Source organism: Nitrospira sp. (genome assembly GCA_024760545.1).
Taxonomy (GTDB): domain Bacteria; phylum Nitrospirota; class Nitrospiria; order Nitrospirales; family Nitrospiraceae; genus Nitrospira_D.
In genome coordinates, this window is sequence record CP060501.1 from 2,289,071 (window position 1) to 2,304,206 (window position 15,136).

Annotated in this window: 14 protein-coding genes; 5 read left to right on the plus strand and 9 right to left on the minus strand. The window is 55.4% G+C overall.

Features of this window, described 5'->3' with window-relative positions; translation table 11 throughout:
* Positions 1–497: 497 nt before the first annotated feature.
* The 9 genes from H8K03_10780 to H8K03_10820 form a co-directional block, all read right to left on the minus strand.
* A complete protein-coding gene (locus H8K03_10780) occupies positions 498–3,080 on the minus strand; it encodes a M1 family metallopeptidase (protein UVT18333.1) in 2,583 nt (860 codons plus the stop codon).
* Between the two features lie 145 nt (positions 3,081–3,225).
* Positions 3,226–3,924, minus strand: a complete 699-nt coding sequence (rpiA, locus tag H8K03_10785) for a ribose-5-phosphate isomerase RpiA (protein ID UVT18334.1) — start codon at positions 3,922–3,924, stop codon at positions 3,226–3,228.
* Positions 3,921–4,991 carry a glucokinase gene (glk, locus tag H8K03_10790; GenBank protein UVT18335.1) on the minus strand — a complete coding sequence of 357 codons (1,071 nt, stop codon included), beginning with the start codon at positions 4,989–4,991 and terminating at the stop codon, positions 3,921–3,923. The genes rpiA and glk overlap by 4 nt, the downstream gene beginning before the upstream one ends.
* Positions 4,988–5,776, minus strand: a complete 789-nt coding sequence (gene pgl, locus H8K03_10795; GenBank protein UVT18336.1) for a 6-phosphogluconolactonase — start codon at positions 5,774–5,776, stop codon at positions 4,988–4,990. Before pgl ends, glk begins: the two co-directional genes overlap by 4 nt.
* Positions 5,763–7,427, minus strand: a complete 1,665-nt coding sequence (locus tag H8K03_10800; protein UVT22450.1) for a glucose-6-phosphate isomerase — start codon at positions 7,425–7,427, stop codon at positions 5,763–5,765. The genes pgl and H8K03_10800 overlap by 14 nt, the downstream gene beginning before the upstream one ends.
* Before the next feature lie 113 nt (positions 7,428–7,540).
* Positions 7,541–8,182 (minus strand): hypothetical protein, encoded by a 642-nt coding sequence (locus tag H8K03_10805; GenBank protein ID UVT18337.1) that lies wholly within the window; start codon positions 8,180–8,182, stop codon positions 7,541–7,543.
* Between the two features lie 28 nt (positions 8,183–8,210).
* On the minus strand, positions 8,211–8,849 hold the full coding sequence (locus H8K03_10810) for a L,D-transpeptidase (GenBank protein ID UVT18338.1): 639 nt from the start codon (positions 8,847–8,849) through the stop codon (positions 8,211–8,213).
* Between the two features lie 10 nt (positions 8,850–8,859).
* Positions 8,860–9,978 carry a L,D-transpeptidase gene (locus H8K03_10815; protein UVT18339.1) on the minus strand — a complete coding sequence of 373 codons (1,119 nt, stop codon included), beginning with the start codon at positions 9,976–9,978 and terminating at the stop codon, positions 8,860–8,862.
* Between the two features lie 27 nt (positions 9,979–10,005).
* Positions 10,006–10,623 (minus strand): hypothetical protein, encoded by a 618-nt coding sequence (locus H8K03_10820; GenBank protein UVT18340.1) that lies wholly within the window; start codon positions 10,621–10,623, stop codon positions 10,006–10,008.
* Between the two features lie 418 nt (positions 10,624–11,041).
* Between H8K03_10820 and rpmH the strand changes: the two genes are divergently transcribed.
* From rpmH to mnmE, 5 genes are read left to right on the plus strand one after another with little or no spacing between them, the layout of a single operon-like run.
* On the plus strand, positions 11,042–11,179 hold the full coding sequence (gene rpmH / locus H8K03_10825) for a 50S ribosomal protein L34 (GenBank protein UVT18341.1): 138 nt from the start codon (positions 11,042–11,044) through the stop codon (positions 11,177–11,179).
* A gap of 7 nt (positions 11,180–11,186) precedes the next feature.
* The gene (gene rnpA, locus H8K03_10830) at positions 11,187–11,690 is read left to right on the plus strand and encodes a ribonuclease P protein component (protein ID UVT18342.1); all 504 of its coding nucleotides are present in this window, start codon (positions 11,187–11,189) and stop codon (positions 11,688–11,690) included.
* A 1-nt stretch (position 11,691) separates the two neighbouring features.
* Positions 11,692–11,901 carry a membrane protein insertion efficiency factor YidD gene (gene yidD / locus H8K03_10835; protein ID UVT18343.1) on the plus strand — a complete coding sequence of 70 codons (210 nt, stop codon included), beginning with the start codon at positions 11,692–11,694 and terminating at the stop codon, positions 11,899–11,901.
* 36 nt (positions 11,902–11,937) lie between these two features.
* On the plus strand, positions 11,938–13,632 hold the full coding sequence (gene yidC, locus H8K03_10840) for a membrane protein insertase YidC (GenBank protein ID UVT18344.1): 1,695 nt from the start codon (positions 11,938–11,940) through the stop codon (positions 13,630–13,632).
* A 50-nt stretch (positions 13,633–13,682) separates the two neighbouring features.
* Entirely contained in the window at positions 13,683–15,131 is a 1,449-nt protein-coding gene (mnmE, locus tag H8K03_10845; GenBank protein ID UVT18345.1) for a tRNA uridine-5-carboxymethylaminomethyl(34) synthesis GTPase MnmE, read from the plus strand.
* Positions 15,132–15,136 lie beyond the last annotated feature (5 nt).

Below are 15,136 nucleotides of genomic sequence, written 5' to 3' on the forward strand. Positions count from 1 at the left end.
ACAAGGACCGAAGACTCAAGCTAAATACACAGACTCGCTCACCCTACAAGAGTGCGCGTCACACAATAGATACACTCTATGCATGCGAGAATAACTACCGTTTTCTCAACCCTAACGATGTCATTGAGATTGATGAAACCGAGGATGCTCAAGACAAGCGAATCATAATTCACATAACGAATAGGAGGCTGGAATCCGGGGGAAGCCTCCTTATGCAATATAAGGCTGACCTTATAGCTAGACACAACACTGAACTCCAAATTGGGCGTAAGCTTAGTCCAGCTGGTACCATGACGGTTTTGGAGTTCAAACAAATTTATGACTGGCAGATAAATGACGTTTCCAACATTCCGTCATCTAGCAAGAAGGATGAATAGGATACGCGGGACAGGTCTGCCCCATTGACTCCATTTATGGCAGAAAGAGATGAGCGTTTGGTGAGCAACGGGGAATCTAGATCGGCTCTGCCAAAGCATCCGGAACGAACTCACTGCATTTCACGTCTCCAGTGAACTGGCGAAGGCGGCTCGGATCGTGCGTCCTTCCCGTTCACGGAATGCCACGGCAATACGGAGTTGTTCCAAGTACTGGTCGAGTATTTTCCCGCCCAGGTCGATCTTGCGAGCGGTGAAGAACTCGCGCACATCCTGTTCGAGGTCCGGTGTGGCAAGCCCGATGATTCCCGAACACATCCGCCTGAGACCTTGTTTCGGGTACAGCCGGTCCATGTGATCCCAGTTGGCTTTCACAAAATCCCAGGCGACCTCACGACCATACACGTTCATCATGAGAGCCCCGACGACGAACGGCGCATCTTGGGTCCGGATCTCGCCGTTGATCGTACGGGCCAGCGTGCGCGCAAGTAATTCCTTGTGTCGAAACGAGGCCAACGAAAACAGATACCGCCGTTCTTCCTGCGGGGTAGACGCCGATCGATAGAGTTCTACGAATTCATCGTACCGTGCTTCGTCTCCGGTATGAGCCAGAATGGCGACGAGCGCGGGCACGACATTTGAGTCGGTGCTGGCCGGATCTTTGCGGTACCGCTGATACCGTTCTGTCGCTTGGCGTTGCGTCGCAAGATCATTGCCCATCTTGCCGAGCGCGCCGAGTAGATCCCCCCGCAATTGCCGGAGGAGATCCGATTCTTTCGGCTGCGGATCCCATCCGAGATCTTTCACAGCCGCCCCCACGCGCTCGCGAACGAAGGCTTCCAATGTTGCGCGATCCTCTGAAGTGATGAGCCTGTTCAAATAGGAAAACGAATCCAGCAACACGGTCCACACGTTCTTGTCTCGTTCACCCTTAAAATGCGCGGTGAGCTCGAGATACTCGGATAGCGGCATGACCCCGGCCTGTGTCGTGGCCCACGCATCACTGACAAGGGCGAACCGTTCTATAGCCGCCAGACGATCGAGCCCCTGATCGAGAAGTTGCTGCAGGAGCGGATCGCGGTGGCGGACCCGATAAAATCCATGCCCTCCTTCATTGACCAACACGGAAGTGACTCCGGCCGGTATGCCGATGCTCGTCTCCCGTTCTGTCAACAACACCCGTCGATGTTCCGTTCGTTCCCCGATGCTCAGTCGAATCTGGAGAGGGATCTGCCATATCTGCTCGGCAGACTGCCCTTGAGCTACGTACGTGAAGCGCTGTTGTGAAAGAAGCAGTTCTTGACCACGCATATCCACCGTCACCAAGGGAAAGCCTGGTTGGAAGATCCAGCCGTTCATCAGCTCGGGAACCGGCTGCTTGGCGACCGTGCCGAGTGCCGTCCAGAGGTCGTTCGTATCGGCATTGCCATAGGCATGGGTGCGAAGATACTGCCGCACACCGTCCCGGAAGGCCGTGAAGCCGATATGTTGCTCCAGCATCCGAAGAACCGACGCACCTTTTTCATAGGTCAAAATGTCGAACATCGCATCGGCATCCTTCGGCGCATGGACGGGATATTCGATCGGCCTCGTGCTATGCAGTCCATCGACGGAAAACGCGGCTGCGCGGGCGACGCTGAACGTCTCCCATCGTTTCCATTCCGGCCTCCACGCATCCACGGCCAGCATCTCCATGAACGTGGCGAAGGCTTCATTCAACCAGAGCCCGTTCCACCACGCCATTGTGACCAGATCACCGAACCACATGTGGGCGTTCTCATGGGCCACCACGTCGGCCACGCGTTCGAGTTCGGCATGGGATCCGGTGCGTTGATCCACGAGGAGCGCCGTCTCACGGAACGTGATGGCGCCAAAATTCTCCATTGCCCCGGACGCAAAATCCGGGATGGCGACCAAATCCAGTTTGTCGCTCGGATAGGGGATGCCGTAGTAATCTTCGAAAAATTTCAACGACGCAACGGCAATCTCATGCCCGAACGGCGTCAGCGGTTGCTTCCCCGGAACTGTCCAAAGCCGAAGGGGTACTTTTCCAACAAAGACGGGCTCTGTCGTTTCCATTTTCCCGACGATAAAGGCCGCCAGATACGTCGACATCTTGATGGTGTCGGCAAACCGTACCACCTTCTTATTGTTCTCAATCGATTCAGAGGTAACCGACGTGTTTGAGATGGCCGTGAGATGAGTGTCGACGACGAGCGTCGTCGCGAAGACCGCCTTAAAATCCGGTTCGTCCCAACAGGGGAAAGCCCGGCGCGCATCTGTGGCTTCGAACTGCGTTGCAGCCAGAGTTTGGGTGGCTCCCGAAGCATCTTTGTACGTGCTGCGGTAAAACCCACGGAGCTGATCGTTCAGCTTCCCATGAAAGGAAAGAAACAGCCGCCATTCACCCGGCGTGACAGGCTGCCTGACAGAGAACCGGGCACGTTGCGTCGACGGTTCCAAATCGATGGAGGCCTCGAATCGCCGACCGTTCGAACCTTCAACCACAGCCGACGTAATGACGAGATCGACGGCATTCAATAGGATGGTCTGGGTCGTCTGGCTGACTGAGACCGCGACAGTCGCCTGGCCTTGAAATGTCCCCGTCGTGAGATCGGGTTCAAGCCGCAAGTCATAGCGAGCGGGAATAACATGCCGTGGGAGTCGATAGGGATTACTGCTGCCTGGAATATCGTCAAGATTCATCTCTTCACCTTTCGGCCTGATCGCCGTTGCTGCGGCGCTGGGCGACACTGATGGAACGCAGAACGTATACGCTATTGGAAGGGTCAGAAGGAAGCGGGCCTGTCGAAGAAAATCCAGCAGTATCTCTCGCCTGTTGATTGAATCGTCACCTCCGAGTGGCATAAAGAGTCTGGACACCTTGCGGTGTGCCGACGATCAAGACGTCAGTCCGGCAGACGAAGAGACCGGTTTCCACAACGCCGGGAATCAGGTTGAGTGCGATCTCCAGGTCTCCTGGCCGATCGATGCGATCCATATGGACGTCGACAATAAGGTTGCCGGACTCGGTTCTAAACGGAACTCCGTTTCGTTCCCTCAGGATCACACGACTTTTTGTGAGCGATTCGATTTCGCGCGCGGTACTTCCCCAGCCGAAGGCAATGACCTCGATGGGCAAGGGGAAAGACCCTCCCAGCACCGGGACTTGCTTGGTGTGGTCGACCATGACAATGAATTGTTTCGCCGATGCCGCCACAATCTTTTCTTTCAGGAGGGCCCCGCCGCCGCCCTTGATGAGATTGAAAATTGGATCCACCTGATCGGCGCCGTCGATGGCAACGTCAATGTCCCATCGGTCTTCTGTATCAATGAGGGGAATGCCGGCCTTTCTGGCCAGTGCAGCGGTTTCTTGGGAGGTCGGCACTCCTCGCAGCTTCATACCGGCACGGACGTGTGCGCCGAGTGCGATCAGCATGTGTTTTGCGGTCGATCCTGTCCCTAGGCCGACAATCATCCCGTCGCGAACGAATTCCACCGCTTTTATCGCAGCGGCCTTTTTAAGACTGTCTAGATCTTCGGAGGTCATGACGCGGACGGGAGGGAAAGGGCGGCCGCGACGGAGGCCGCACCGATGAGGGCTGTTTGTTGGTTCATGATCACTTTTACGGGCATCTGACCCATCAGACGTTTGTACCGACCTTTATTGATGAATGCCTTCATGAACGTCCCATCTTGAAGCTTCTTGATGAGCTTGGGAGCGATCCCGCCGCCCACATACACGCCATCGAGCGAGAGCGCCTTCAAGGCGAGATTCCCGGCTTCGGCGCCATAAATCGACGCGAACAGATCCAACGCTTGCTTGGCGATTTCGGCTTGTCCCTGCAATCCTGCTTGGGCAATCTCCGCGGCCGGATTCCCGGCTTTAATCTTTTCTGCGAGCCAGGTCGGCTCGTTCTTTTTGGTATCGCGTAGAAACTCATAGATCGCGTGAAGACCGGGACCGGACAGAATCCGCTCATAGCTCACGTGGAGATACTGGCTCCGGAGATAGCGAAGGAGTTCGATCTCTTGATCGTTGTTCGGCGCAAAGTCCGTATGACCTCCCTCGGATGGCATCGGACGATAGGTTTTGCCGTCCCAGAACAGGATCCCTTCACCCAGTCCGGTACCGGCAGCAATGAGCGCCAACGCCTGCCGTTTGGCCGGTGGATTCCCCGCATTCAGCACTTCCAGCTCGTCGGAGCGCAGCCACAGAAGACCGTAGGCGGTGGATTCCAGATCATTGAGCAACTGCACGCGCGGAATGGTGAACTGTTTGGCGATGGTCCGGCCGTCAATCACCCAGGGGAGGTTCGTGGTTTGACAACGATTGTCGATCACCGGTCCCGCGATGCCGAAGCAGGCTGCCGTCAACTGTACCGGTTCAGACGGAGCACTGCCGGCTTGCTCGCTGTGGTCCCCCTCTTCGGTTGTCGCCGATCCTAGAGGGGACGGCGCTTTCGGCGGCGTGAGAAATTCTACGAGAATGTCTTCCAGGGATTGATAGTCACCACTGTGAAAACTTTCCAAGCGCAACGGTTCCACCCGCTCAGTGGTCCAGTCATAGAGCGCCAGGTTCGTCTTCGTCCCTCCGATATCCCCCGCAAGAATCATGTACCCTCTTTGTACGATCGCTTCGTGAGCTGTTTCGCAGCGGTTTGATCAAGCATCCATACGAGCCGGCCCGATTCAGGTGAAACCTTCGTTGCCGGCAGAGAACGATCTGCGTCGGATTCAGACTCGATGACCCGGCGGACCATTTCGGCCTTACCTGGACCGGTTACCAAGAACAGTACCACAGCGGCTCGATTCAGAACACCTAGGGTTAACGTCAGACGATGTCGAATACCTGTCGGGGCATGGCCGACCGTGACGATCTTGGATTGTTCCTGTAGGGCCTCTGTTCCAGGGAAGAGCGATGCGGTATGGCCGTCTTCGCCGAGACCGAGAAGGATCACGTCTAGGCGTGGTGGCTCTGAAGCAGGACATTTCGTCAATTCTCGAAGCTGCCTCTCATACTCTTGCGCTGCGACCGTTGGGTCTTGGTATTCGCCCTTCATCCGATAGATATGATCGGAGTGAATGTTCAACGGCCGAAAGAGCTCAGCCTGGGCCATCCCAAAGTTACTCTCGGCATGTTCAGGCGGCGTGCATCGTTCGTCTCCGAATAGGAAAAAGATTCGCGGCCAATTGAAGCGCGACTTCCACTCAGATTGGCATAAGGTTCTATAGAGGGCCTTCGGCGTCGATCCTCCCGAAAGCGCGACCAGACACCGACCGGTGCACTGAATCGCCTGTTCGCTGACGGACAGGATGAACGCGGCTGCTTCTTGCGCCCATTCCTGACCACTGCGCGAAACGTGAATTTCCGGGGTGACGGCCATGTCAACGCCGAGCACGTGTACGCCGCTTCTTCGCCGTCTTGAATGATGCCGTGACTCGATTGACCGTGGCGGCTTGGTCCGGCCCGAGTTGGACACGAACTGCGTGACGATGGTGCGCTCGAAGAGATTCCAGATCACCGGCTGCTTGCGCTTGCGCCAGCGTACCGAACGAGAACGGCTTATCGGGAATCGTCATGTCCGGCATCATGCGATCCACGAATTCCAGAAAAACGCCCGAGGCGGGGCCGCCCTTGTGCAATTGTCCGGTGGAGTGGAGATAACGGGGTCCATATCCAAACGTCGTGGCAACCCGATGTCCTGACATGAGGACTTGGCGGAGGCGACGAACCGCTGTGTCGAACGAACGTGACGGAGTGGTGTAGGCCAATACGGAAACATAGGCTCCCGGCTGCAGACGACTTGAAAGATCTTGTGCGATGTCCTTTGGAGGGATGCTTGCCTGTTCCGGAAGTCGTCCAGTCGATCGGAACGTTTCCAGGACCCGATTGGTGTTGTCCTTGCTCTCCTGAACATTCGGCTGATCGAAGGGATGGATGCCGAGAATGTGTCCGGCGACCGCAGTCGCAAACTCCCATCGAAAAAACTCGCCCCCTAAGTCGTAACGATCTTGGAGATCCAATTGGAGGACCGGATGTTGAGCTTTGAGCAACTGTTGGACCGCTTGATCGAGGGCTTTGTTCTTTTCTCCTTTGAGCTTGAGATAGACGAAGAATCGGTCGGTTCCATACGCACCTTGTTTCAGGATCGGCTCCTGTGCAATGGGGATGAGACCGGTTCCTTCCTTCCCTGTGCTTTCGGCAAGGAGTTGTTCCACCCACAGACCAAACGTGGCGAGCGATGGCGAGGCGATGATCGTCACCTTATCGCGCCCACTTTTCGCAAGACTCCCCATGGCCGCTCCCAAATACGCGCCGGGGTTTGTCTCAACGTCTTGCTGCTTTCGGCATCGCTCAGCCATATTGGCTGCCCTGTCCAAGAGCCGAGCGATATCGAGGCCCAGAAGTGCCGCGGGCACCAGTCCAAAGAGGGAGAGGACGGAATAGCGTCCACCAATATCGGCAGGATTGGTAAAGATCTGGCCGAATCCGTGATCCTTTGCCAATTTCTCGAGGCCGGTGCTCGGATCCGTGATCGCGATAAACTGGCGCCCCCCATGATTGCCCTTCGCCTTTGATACCAATTGCCAAAAATGGCTGAATAGCGACATGACCTCGATCGTTCCGCCGGACTTGCTGGCAACGAGAAAAAGCGTTTTAGCGGGCGAAACGGACTTGGTCACTTGTCGAACCCAACCTGGAACGGTTGAGTCTAACACCCACAAACGAGGGGCACGCTTCTGCGATCCAAACACAGTACGCAGTACTTCCGGCCCGAGGCTGCTTCCTCCCATGCCCAGCAGCACGACATCGTTGATCTTCATGTCCTTCGCCGACAAGACGCAGTGCTGCAGTTGAGCGAGCTGCTGTCGCATCTGCTCGTGAACCACCAGCCAACCGAGACGATCGCTGATCTCCTTGGGATCTTCCTTCCAGATTCGATGGTCCTTTGCCCATAACCGGTCAATGACCTGAGTCTGGCGAAGCGCATCCAGAGCGGGATTGATCACGGATTGAAACGATGGTGGAAGCGTGTCACTCAGGCGCATAGACATAGGCCTCCTTCTTCAAAGAAATCTCGGTGGTGGAGTCGGTGGGAAACTCTCTCGTATCTTATTGAGCCGGTAGAGAAAAGGCAACACAGACTCGATGCTGTGCTTTCCTATTTATCAGTTGGGCGACGAATGACCAAAGGCATACCGTCAACCATCGACCATGCCAAGGATTGTGCGTGATCGACTGAGATCGTCAGCTGGAGATGAGCAGCGGTCGCCGATAACTGGTCCGTTGGGACAGTGCCACTCCAATTTTTGAAGCTGCGCCACCACGATTTCCCAAGGAAGACGATTCCCTGAAGGAGATTGTCCTTGGCGGCCAAGGGTACCACGCTGACGGTGAGCCCGGGAGCAAACGCCAGCACGTAGTCGACCGGCATATCCGTGAGGGAGATGGGTTCCTGTTCGACGGCGGCACCGGGTTCGATCTTGCGCCTGACGACTTGAGGCCGCGCAACCAATCGATGGACGCCTTTGAGCTCCTCGCGTGACCCGGAAGACCACCGAACGATGGGCATCTGATGCAGCTCCATGCCGCGACTCTTGATGTGAATCGTACCTGCGACTAAGTCGATCAAGAGATATGTTTGGGGGCGGGCGGCCAGCTTGAGTTCTTCTTCGAGGACGCGCGTGGCTTCTTTTAGGCTGATTGGGTCATTGAAATTGAGGTTGGGAAAGGCTTCAAGGTCCTTTCCCCAACTTGGTACCGCAAAGGTCAAGAGAAGGAGGAGAATGGCGCAGAGGTTCATGAGTGGTGTCTGCGCTCTCTTGAGGGGATCAAAAGATCAAGATCGGTGTCCCGACTCGAGCAAGCTTGTAGACACCTTTAAGATCGCTATCATTGAGCCTGATACAGCCGTGTGTCACGTTTTTTCCCAACAATCGAGTGTAGAGCGTCCCGTGGATGAAGTAGCCTTTGCCAAACCCCAGCGCATACTCGCCCAGAACGCCTTGCTCGGCTCGCTCGGCTGGGTTTTTCGGCACGTCAAGCCCTTCCTCGACGAACGCCCAATCGGGTTTGATCCATGTAGGGTTGGTCACTTTCGACTGTACGAGAAACTCTCCTCGCGGGGTGTCGAAGATCCACTGGTTGTTGCTTTCGCCGGGCTTGTCGAGAATCGTCCCGCTCCCCGTCGAAGCGATGGCGTCGAGGACCACTTCTTCCTGGCGCTTCACATAGAGCCGGTTTCTGGCCGTATCGACCAAGATATATGGCTGGTTGGGCATCAGTTGGGACAGCTGTTTCGAAAGCGCCTTGTACCGGGCTTGCAGCGTACGTAGACCCGTTTCGTCCACTACCGGAGACTGGTGAACCGCCTGCGAATCTTTCGATGCGACCTCACGGCCGGTCGGCGCGGTCACCACCAGGAGTGTGAGTAAGAATACCGCTGAAGCAGCTAGAAGGAATCGGCCCATCAGCCTACCCTCAGATTTCTTCTCTGTGATGCTCTAACTCAGACAAGGCAAGCGCCACTGCGTTTTGGCCGGTCAATGCACCGACGATCGTCACCGGAGTGCCCAGGGAGACGCCCTCGTACAGAACGTTCATGTGTGGATTGTCGAGCATGACGCACCCAAGAGTCTGCTCGATGAATTGGTTCTCTACTCCGTGGATTTCGATCTGGCCTCCGATGCCTTTAGCCAGGCCGATCCTCCCGGACTTCTTCGCCAGGGCGAAGCGCCGATGATCCTCGGCATTGGGATAATCCAGAACAAGGGCTCGATAGAACTGAGTCTGCCCCTGACCGCGCTTGTCGGTGATACGATACCGGCCTTCCGGTGTGGCTCCGTCACCCTGGAACTGTTTTTCCTTCATACCATTGAACCCTAATCGGACGGGGTATGATAGCACCTTCCGGCCGTTCTTGTAGAGGGTCAGCTCCCGATCGGCTTTGCTCACCACAAGGGCTGTGGATTGGTGGATTCGCGACCAGTCGATCGTTTGTTGCGCCATGGTCCGCCAATGAGTGATCCGCCGGTCATCGGCGTATCGCCCCAGTTCCCGGGTAAGCAATGAAGTCTGGGCGGCCAGAGCGTGGTCCGCTTGTTCTACGGCCTGAACAGCCCGTTGGTAGTCCTTCTGCTCGAAGAACGTGCGGGCCTGTTTCACGAGAAGACCCGTATGAACGACCTGTTCTCCCAACAAGATGCGGCCATCGATCGACTCGACCTTCGAGGTTATGCGGTGAAACCTGTCTTCAAGGCGGGCCAGCTTGGATTCTGTCGTGCGATGTTGAGACGCCTGTCGATCGTGGAGCTGAGAGATGGTGTGCTCACCGATGACGTACAGCCGTCTGAGATCGTTCTCAAGGTCGCTTGACTCCCACGGCCACCTGATCAAGTCATCGTCCAAGTCAACGCGAGATTTTAGAGAGACCCAGTCGCGTACGAATTCAGCGTACTCTTTCGGCGCTGTTTCTGGGGCACGCAATGCGATCAGGTCCCGATCGATGGTCTCAAGGGCTGCCAAGAGATCTGGAGGGACGGCCTGAACGCAACCGCTGAGGCAGAGCGCACAGCCGATCGATGCGAGAGCCCTATTCATGTGACCAAACACCATAAAAAAGCGACCTTACTTCTTCTTCGAATGAGCAGGTTTTCCTCTTCCCACCTTCGCCAAGGCGTTCTGTATTTCAGTCGACACTCCTTGGCTCATGTCGTAGATGGCTTTGGCTTGGGTCTGTGCTGCCGGATAATCTTCTTTGTCGATCGAAACCTGAACCTGCTTCAGTAACGATTTAAGCCCTTCCACATCATTTTTGATGGCCTCCACGGCCGCCCGATCCTTGCCGACAGGCGCCTTGGCAACCAAATCCTGTGTCGCTTTTACCGCCTCCTCGGCGACTTGCTGAGCCTGCATGGCGGCACCTTTGGCTTCTTCCTTCTTTTGAGCCGCTGCCGCCTTGATCCTGTCACTATCGGCTTTGGCCGAGACAGACAACTGTTGAGCCTTACCGTAATCTCGAAAGAGAGCGAACTTTCCATCCTGTTCCGCGACTTCCTTCCGCAACGTATCCAAAGTGCCCTCTAGCTTTGCGTATTCATCGGCGGAATACTTGGCAGCACCGCTTTGCTGTGCTTCTTTCAGAGCCTTTTCCGCTTCCTGGATTTGTTGAGTGGGCGGATCCGCACATCCGGCCAATGTCAAGAGCGTGAGGGCGAGCGATGCGAGGGAAACTCTTCTCGGCATACTAAGAATCCTCCTTACAGGTTCTATTGACTGGTTCTGTTCGGTATATCAGCCACCGCGACCCGACTTGCGGGCCAGGACTGTCCTGCCTTGACAGACAGAAACCCTTCACCGGGATCGAACATCCAAAGGGAGCAGCAAGCTCGGTGCCAATGATATTCCCTATTATGTGACCAATATTCAACCTATTTCGCGTATTTAGCTGAACTCTATCATTGGGAGGCAGCGTATCTTGTGGCATTCTGGTGAAACAACGCAAAAGCGCCCCAAACATCCATGGGTCACGAATCATCTCTGTGAATACCAAAACGAGTTAGCGATCCGGTGTGTGGACAAATTGACAGGTCTTAGTGCCTCCCCCTATAATCCGCAGTTCGTTTAAGCTAAACCCCTATGATGAGGGGGCGGAAGGAGCGCTATGTCTTTCACATTTCAACAACCGTCCAATTTAAAGAAGAAACGCGAACACGGATTTCGAAAGCGCATGAGCACAAAGAACGGGCGCAAGGTCTTGGCGCGCCGACGGGCTAAAGGACGAGCTCGGTTGACTGTCTAGATCCAACGTGCCTGATCAGTGGGTGGTCTTCAGGTTGCTCTCCCATCTCTTCGTCGTGCTGTTGAGTTGTGTACGGTCACCTACCACCTCGCAGTCTTCTCTCGAATACCTCTGGTGGGATGCGACGAACGAATACCTCTTTCCAATGACACCCAAAGCCCGTGGACGGACGACCATTTTTTTACGCAGCAACCGGGATATCGAGACGGTCAAACATCATGGTCGTCGAATTTCGACGGCACTCTTCAATCTCCTAGCCTACAAGATGGATGATGCCCCCAGTCGCGTGGGGATCATCGTCGGAAAGCGCTTTGGGAATGCGGTTCGACGCAATCGAATGAAACGAGTTTTTCGTGAGCTGGTTAGGCAATTACATCGGGACTTGGTTCCGGGTCGTGGGCTTCTCGTGTTTCCAAAGAGGGACGCGCTGTTTGAATCCCGGGAAGAATTGACGCAGGCGTGGAAAACCTCGCTGGAGCGCATGCATCTTCTTCGCCCAAAGTTGAATTGATATGCGTCATCTGTGTCTTTGGCTCATTCAGGGATACCGCATGGTGATTTCTCCCATGTACGGTCGGAACTGCCGATTCGAGCCGACCTGTTCCCAATACGCCTCAGATGCGATCAGCAAGTATGGGGCGTTACAAGGGCTCGGCCTTACCACGGTCCGGTTGTTGAAGTGTCATCCCTTCCATCCCGGAGGAGAAGACCCGGTCAAGTAGCGGCGATTCCATCATTTAACAAGGCATAGCCTCCGCATGGACAAGCGAGTCATTGTATTCTTGGCACTCTCCCTCGTGATTATCTTCGGGTGGGAGTACGTCCTCAAAGAGTTGGGACTGTTCCCAGAACAGACTATTTCTGAGCCGAGCGAGCCGGCGGCAACCGAGGCGCCACCGTCTGCCGCGAGTACTCGAAGTTCGGAACCCACGAACGCCTCATCGGGCAAGGAAGCCGTGCCTCAAAAGCCCCCGGCCGATGCTGCTAAAGCGCAGGAACCGCGGAGAGCGCCGGCAACGTCAGAAATCGTCGAGATTGAGACGGATCTTTATCGGGCTAAGTTCACGACCCAAGGAGCAGCGCTGACGAGTTGGGAGCTTAAACGCTATCGCAGCAGTTCCGAAGGACAACCGGCTGTTCAGCTTGTCAGGCAAGGGGGCAAGTTTCCCGAACCATTAACTGTCACCACCGACGACGCGGCTCTCACAAAGGAATTGAGTGAGGGAATCTATAGGGTCGAAAAGGACTTCACGACTTTAGACCAGGACCATCCTACCGGCCATTTAAAATTTTCCTATGAGAATCCGGGTACAGGGGTTCGTCTGGAGAAACAGTTCATATTTCATGCCGACAGCTATGTGGCGGATATTGAATTGAGGCACGGAGGCCTTACCGAGTCGCTGAAAGTCGAATTGGGGACCAATTTCGGTGTTGTGGAATGGGGGGAGGGGTTCATCGGTTCGGTTGGAACGGCAACGCTCGTCGATGACAAGGTCGAAAAGGACACCCCGGATGCCGAGACAGAGCGCAAAGGCTCCGTGAAATGGGCCGCGTTGCAGGATAAGTATTTCATTTCTGCGCTCATGCCCAAGGTGAGTTCGTCCGCCGTGGTCAAGAAACAAGGCGACAAGCTGGTCTCCACCGCCGTTCGCATGCCGATCGATTCGTCAGGTGCACCGCTTGGCCTTCAGCTATTCGCCGGCCCCAAGGAGTATGACACGCTCCAGAGCTTACAGATCGGCCTGGAAGATACCATCGATTTTGGTTGGTTTCTTTTTGGAAGCTGGGACACGGTCAGAGCCGTGGCCAAACCCATCTTTTACGTGCTCCGCTCTATCAACGAGTATACGCACAATTATGGATTGACCATCATCCTGCTGACCGTTGGGATCAAGCTGCTGTTTGTGCCCTTGCAGTACAAGAGTTACAAGTCCATGAAACAGATGCAGGGCATTCAACCAAGAGTGGCGGCCGTCCAGGAGAAATTCAAAGATGATCGAGAACGCCTGAACAAAGAGCTCATCAAGCTCTACCGGGATCACAAGGTGAATCCCGTGGGCGGGTGTCTGCCAATGGTGCTGCAGATGCCGGTCTTCGTCGCGCTTTTCAATATTCTGTATATGACGATCGATTTACGCCAAGCGCCGTTGGGGCTATGGATTAGCGATCTATCGGTGCAGGATCCCTACTATATTCTCCCCATTATCATGGGAATCAGCATGGTGGTCATGCAGAAGATTCAACCCACCACCATGGACCCGACCCAGGCGAAAGTCATGTTAATGCTGCCGGCGTTCATGACATTCCTTTTTATTAACTTTCCCGCAGGCTTGGTGTTGTACTGGCTGACAAACAATGTACTGACCATCGTTCAGCAGTTCGTCACTGACCGTTTCTTCTTTCGTAAACCCCTCATTCCGCCCACGACGGATGAAGAGAGCGATAAGAAATGACGTCGGGCTATCTCTGCCAATGCAAATAGGCATTCGGAGCGCGTGGGATCATGCCTATCGATGGAGCACCTGAAGATACAATCTGCGCGATCGCGACTCCCGTTGGAGAGGGGGGTATTGGGATCGTGCGGCTTAGCGGACAACAGGCCGCTGATGTAGCCGACAAAGTCGTTCGATTGCATTCGAATCGACCCTTGCGGACAGTCTCCTCTCACACACTGCACCTCGCCGACATCCTTGATCTTCCCACATCTTCCCGGTCTATCGACACTCCTTCCACGAAGAGTGTGGAGAACGATTTCATCGATGAAGGGCTCGTCGTCTATATGAAGGCACCCCGTTCTTTCACCGCGGAAGACGTCGTGGAAATTCATTGCCACGGCAGTGGGATTGTCCTCCGACGAATCTGCGAGGCGTGCGTTGCTGCCGGTGCTCGCTTGGCCCAGCCGGGTGAGTTCACCAAGCGGGCATTCCTGAACGGACGCCTGGATTTGTCTCAGGCTGAAGCAGTGCTGGATACCATCAAGTCGAAGTCAGACCTTGGTCTCCGGTTGGCACAGCGACAGCTCCGAGGCGAACTCGGACAGCAAGTCAACCGGCTTCGGAGCTGCCTCACAGCCTTGCTGGCACACGTTGAGGCCGGGATTGATTTTTCAGGAGAGGATATCGCGTTCGTGGGACGTGCAGAATTGGTCGCGTCTCTCCAGGATGCGTCGGCCCAGATACAGAAGATGCTGGCGACTGCTGAGACCGGGCGCGTCCTGAGAGACGGGGCACGGGTGGTAATCGTCGGGAAGCCCAATGTCGGGAAATCGAGTTTGTTGAACTGCTTGCTTCGAGAGAATCGAGCCATTGTGACGGATACTCCAGGAACGACCCGTGATCTGATTGAGGAGTCGGTTAATTGGCAGGGACTACGGATCACGTTGGTCGACACGGCCGGCCTGCGCGAAACTTCCGACGCGGTTGAACGAGAAGGTATCAATCGTTCGAAGGGTGCCCAGGAACAGGCAGATATGATTTTGCATGTCTTGGATGCCGCCGAACTGACTAACACCGGCGTTGGGAACTGGACCTTTCCGGCTCTGGTTCGGGAAGATGTGCTCGTGCTCAACAAGACGGATTTGATCGCCCCGACAACAGCCAAGGATCTCGTGGGTCGACTTTCTGAACGCACCAATCGTCAGGTGTTTCCCATCTCCGTCCGCACAGGACAGGGACTACCGGAACTTCAACGCGCGATTGAATCACAGTTTCTCGGCGCATCCTTGGAGTCCAACGATGGGGTCGTGGTGACCAACATACGACATCGCATGGCCTTGGAGCGTGCAGCGGTCTCGATCGAGGAGACACTGGCTTCTATTCACGGAGGTGTCGAGCCCGAGTGTGTTGCGGTCGATCTCCGTGGCGCATCTGACGCGCTTGGTGAGATAGTCGGAGCCATCACGTCGGATGAGGTATTGGAGCAAATCTTTTCTGAATTTTGTATCGGCAAGTAGAGGGT

Excerpts from the sequence above, each read along its gene's own strand:
- H8K03_10815 (UVT18339.1), bottom strand. The coding sequence starts at position 9,978 with ATGAATAGGGCTCTCGCATCGATCGGCTGTGCGCTCTGCCTCAGCGGT.
- H8K03_10805 (UVT18337.1), bottom strand. The coding sequence starts at position 8,182 with ATGAACCTCTGCGCCATTCTCCTCCTTCTCTTGACCTTTGCGGTACCA.
- rpiA (UVT18334.1), bottom strand. The coding sequence starts at position 3,924 with ATGACCTCCGAAGATCTAGACAGTCTTAAAAAGGCCGCTGCGATAAAA.
- H8K03_10810 (UVT18338.1), bottom strand. The coding sequence starts at position 8,849 with ATGGGCCGATTCCTTCTAGCTGCTTCAGCGGTATTCTTACTCACACTC.
- H8K03_10780 (UVT18333.1), bottom strand. The coding sequence starts at position 3,080 with ATGAATCTTGACGATATTCCAGGCAGCAGTAATCCCTATCGACTCCCA.
- rpmH (UVT18341.1), top strand. The coding sequence starts at position 11,042 with ATGTCTTTCACATTTCAACAACCGTCCAATTTAAAGAAGAAACGCGAA.
- mnmE (UVT18345.1), top strand. The coding sequence starts at position 13,683 with ATGCCTATCGATGGAGCACCTGAAGATACAATCTGCGCGATCGCGACT.
- yidD (UVT18343.1), top strand. The coding sequence starts at position 11,692 with ATGCGTCATCTGTGTCTTTGGCTCATTCAGGGATACCGCATGGTGATT.
- glk (UVT18335.1), bottom strand. The coding sequence starts at position 4,991 with ATGATTCTTGCGGGGGATATCGGAGGGACGAAGACGAACCTGGCGCTC.
- yidC (UVT18344.1), top strand. The coding sequence starts at position 11,938 with ATGGACAAGCGAGTCATTGTATTCTTGGCACTCTCCCTCGTGATTATC.
- H8K03_10800 (UVT22450.1), bottom strand. The coding sequence starts at position 7,427 with ATGCGCCTGAGTGACACGCTTCCACCATCGTTTCAATCCGTGATCAAT.
- H8K03_10820 (UVT18340.1), bottom strand. The coding sequence starts at position 10,623 with ATGCCGAGAAGAGTTTCCCTCGCATCGCTCGCCCTCACGCTCTTGACA.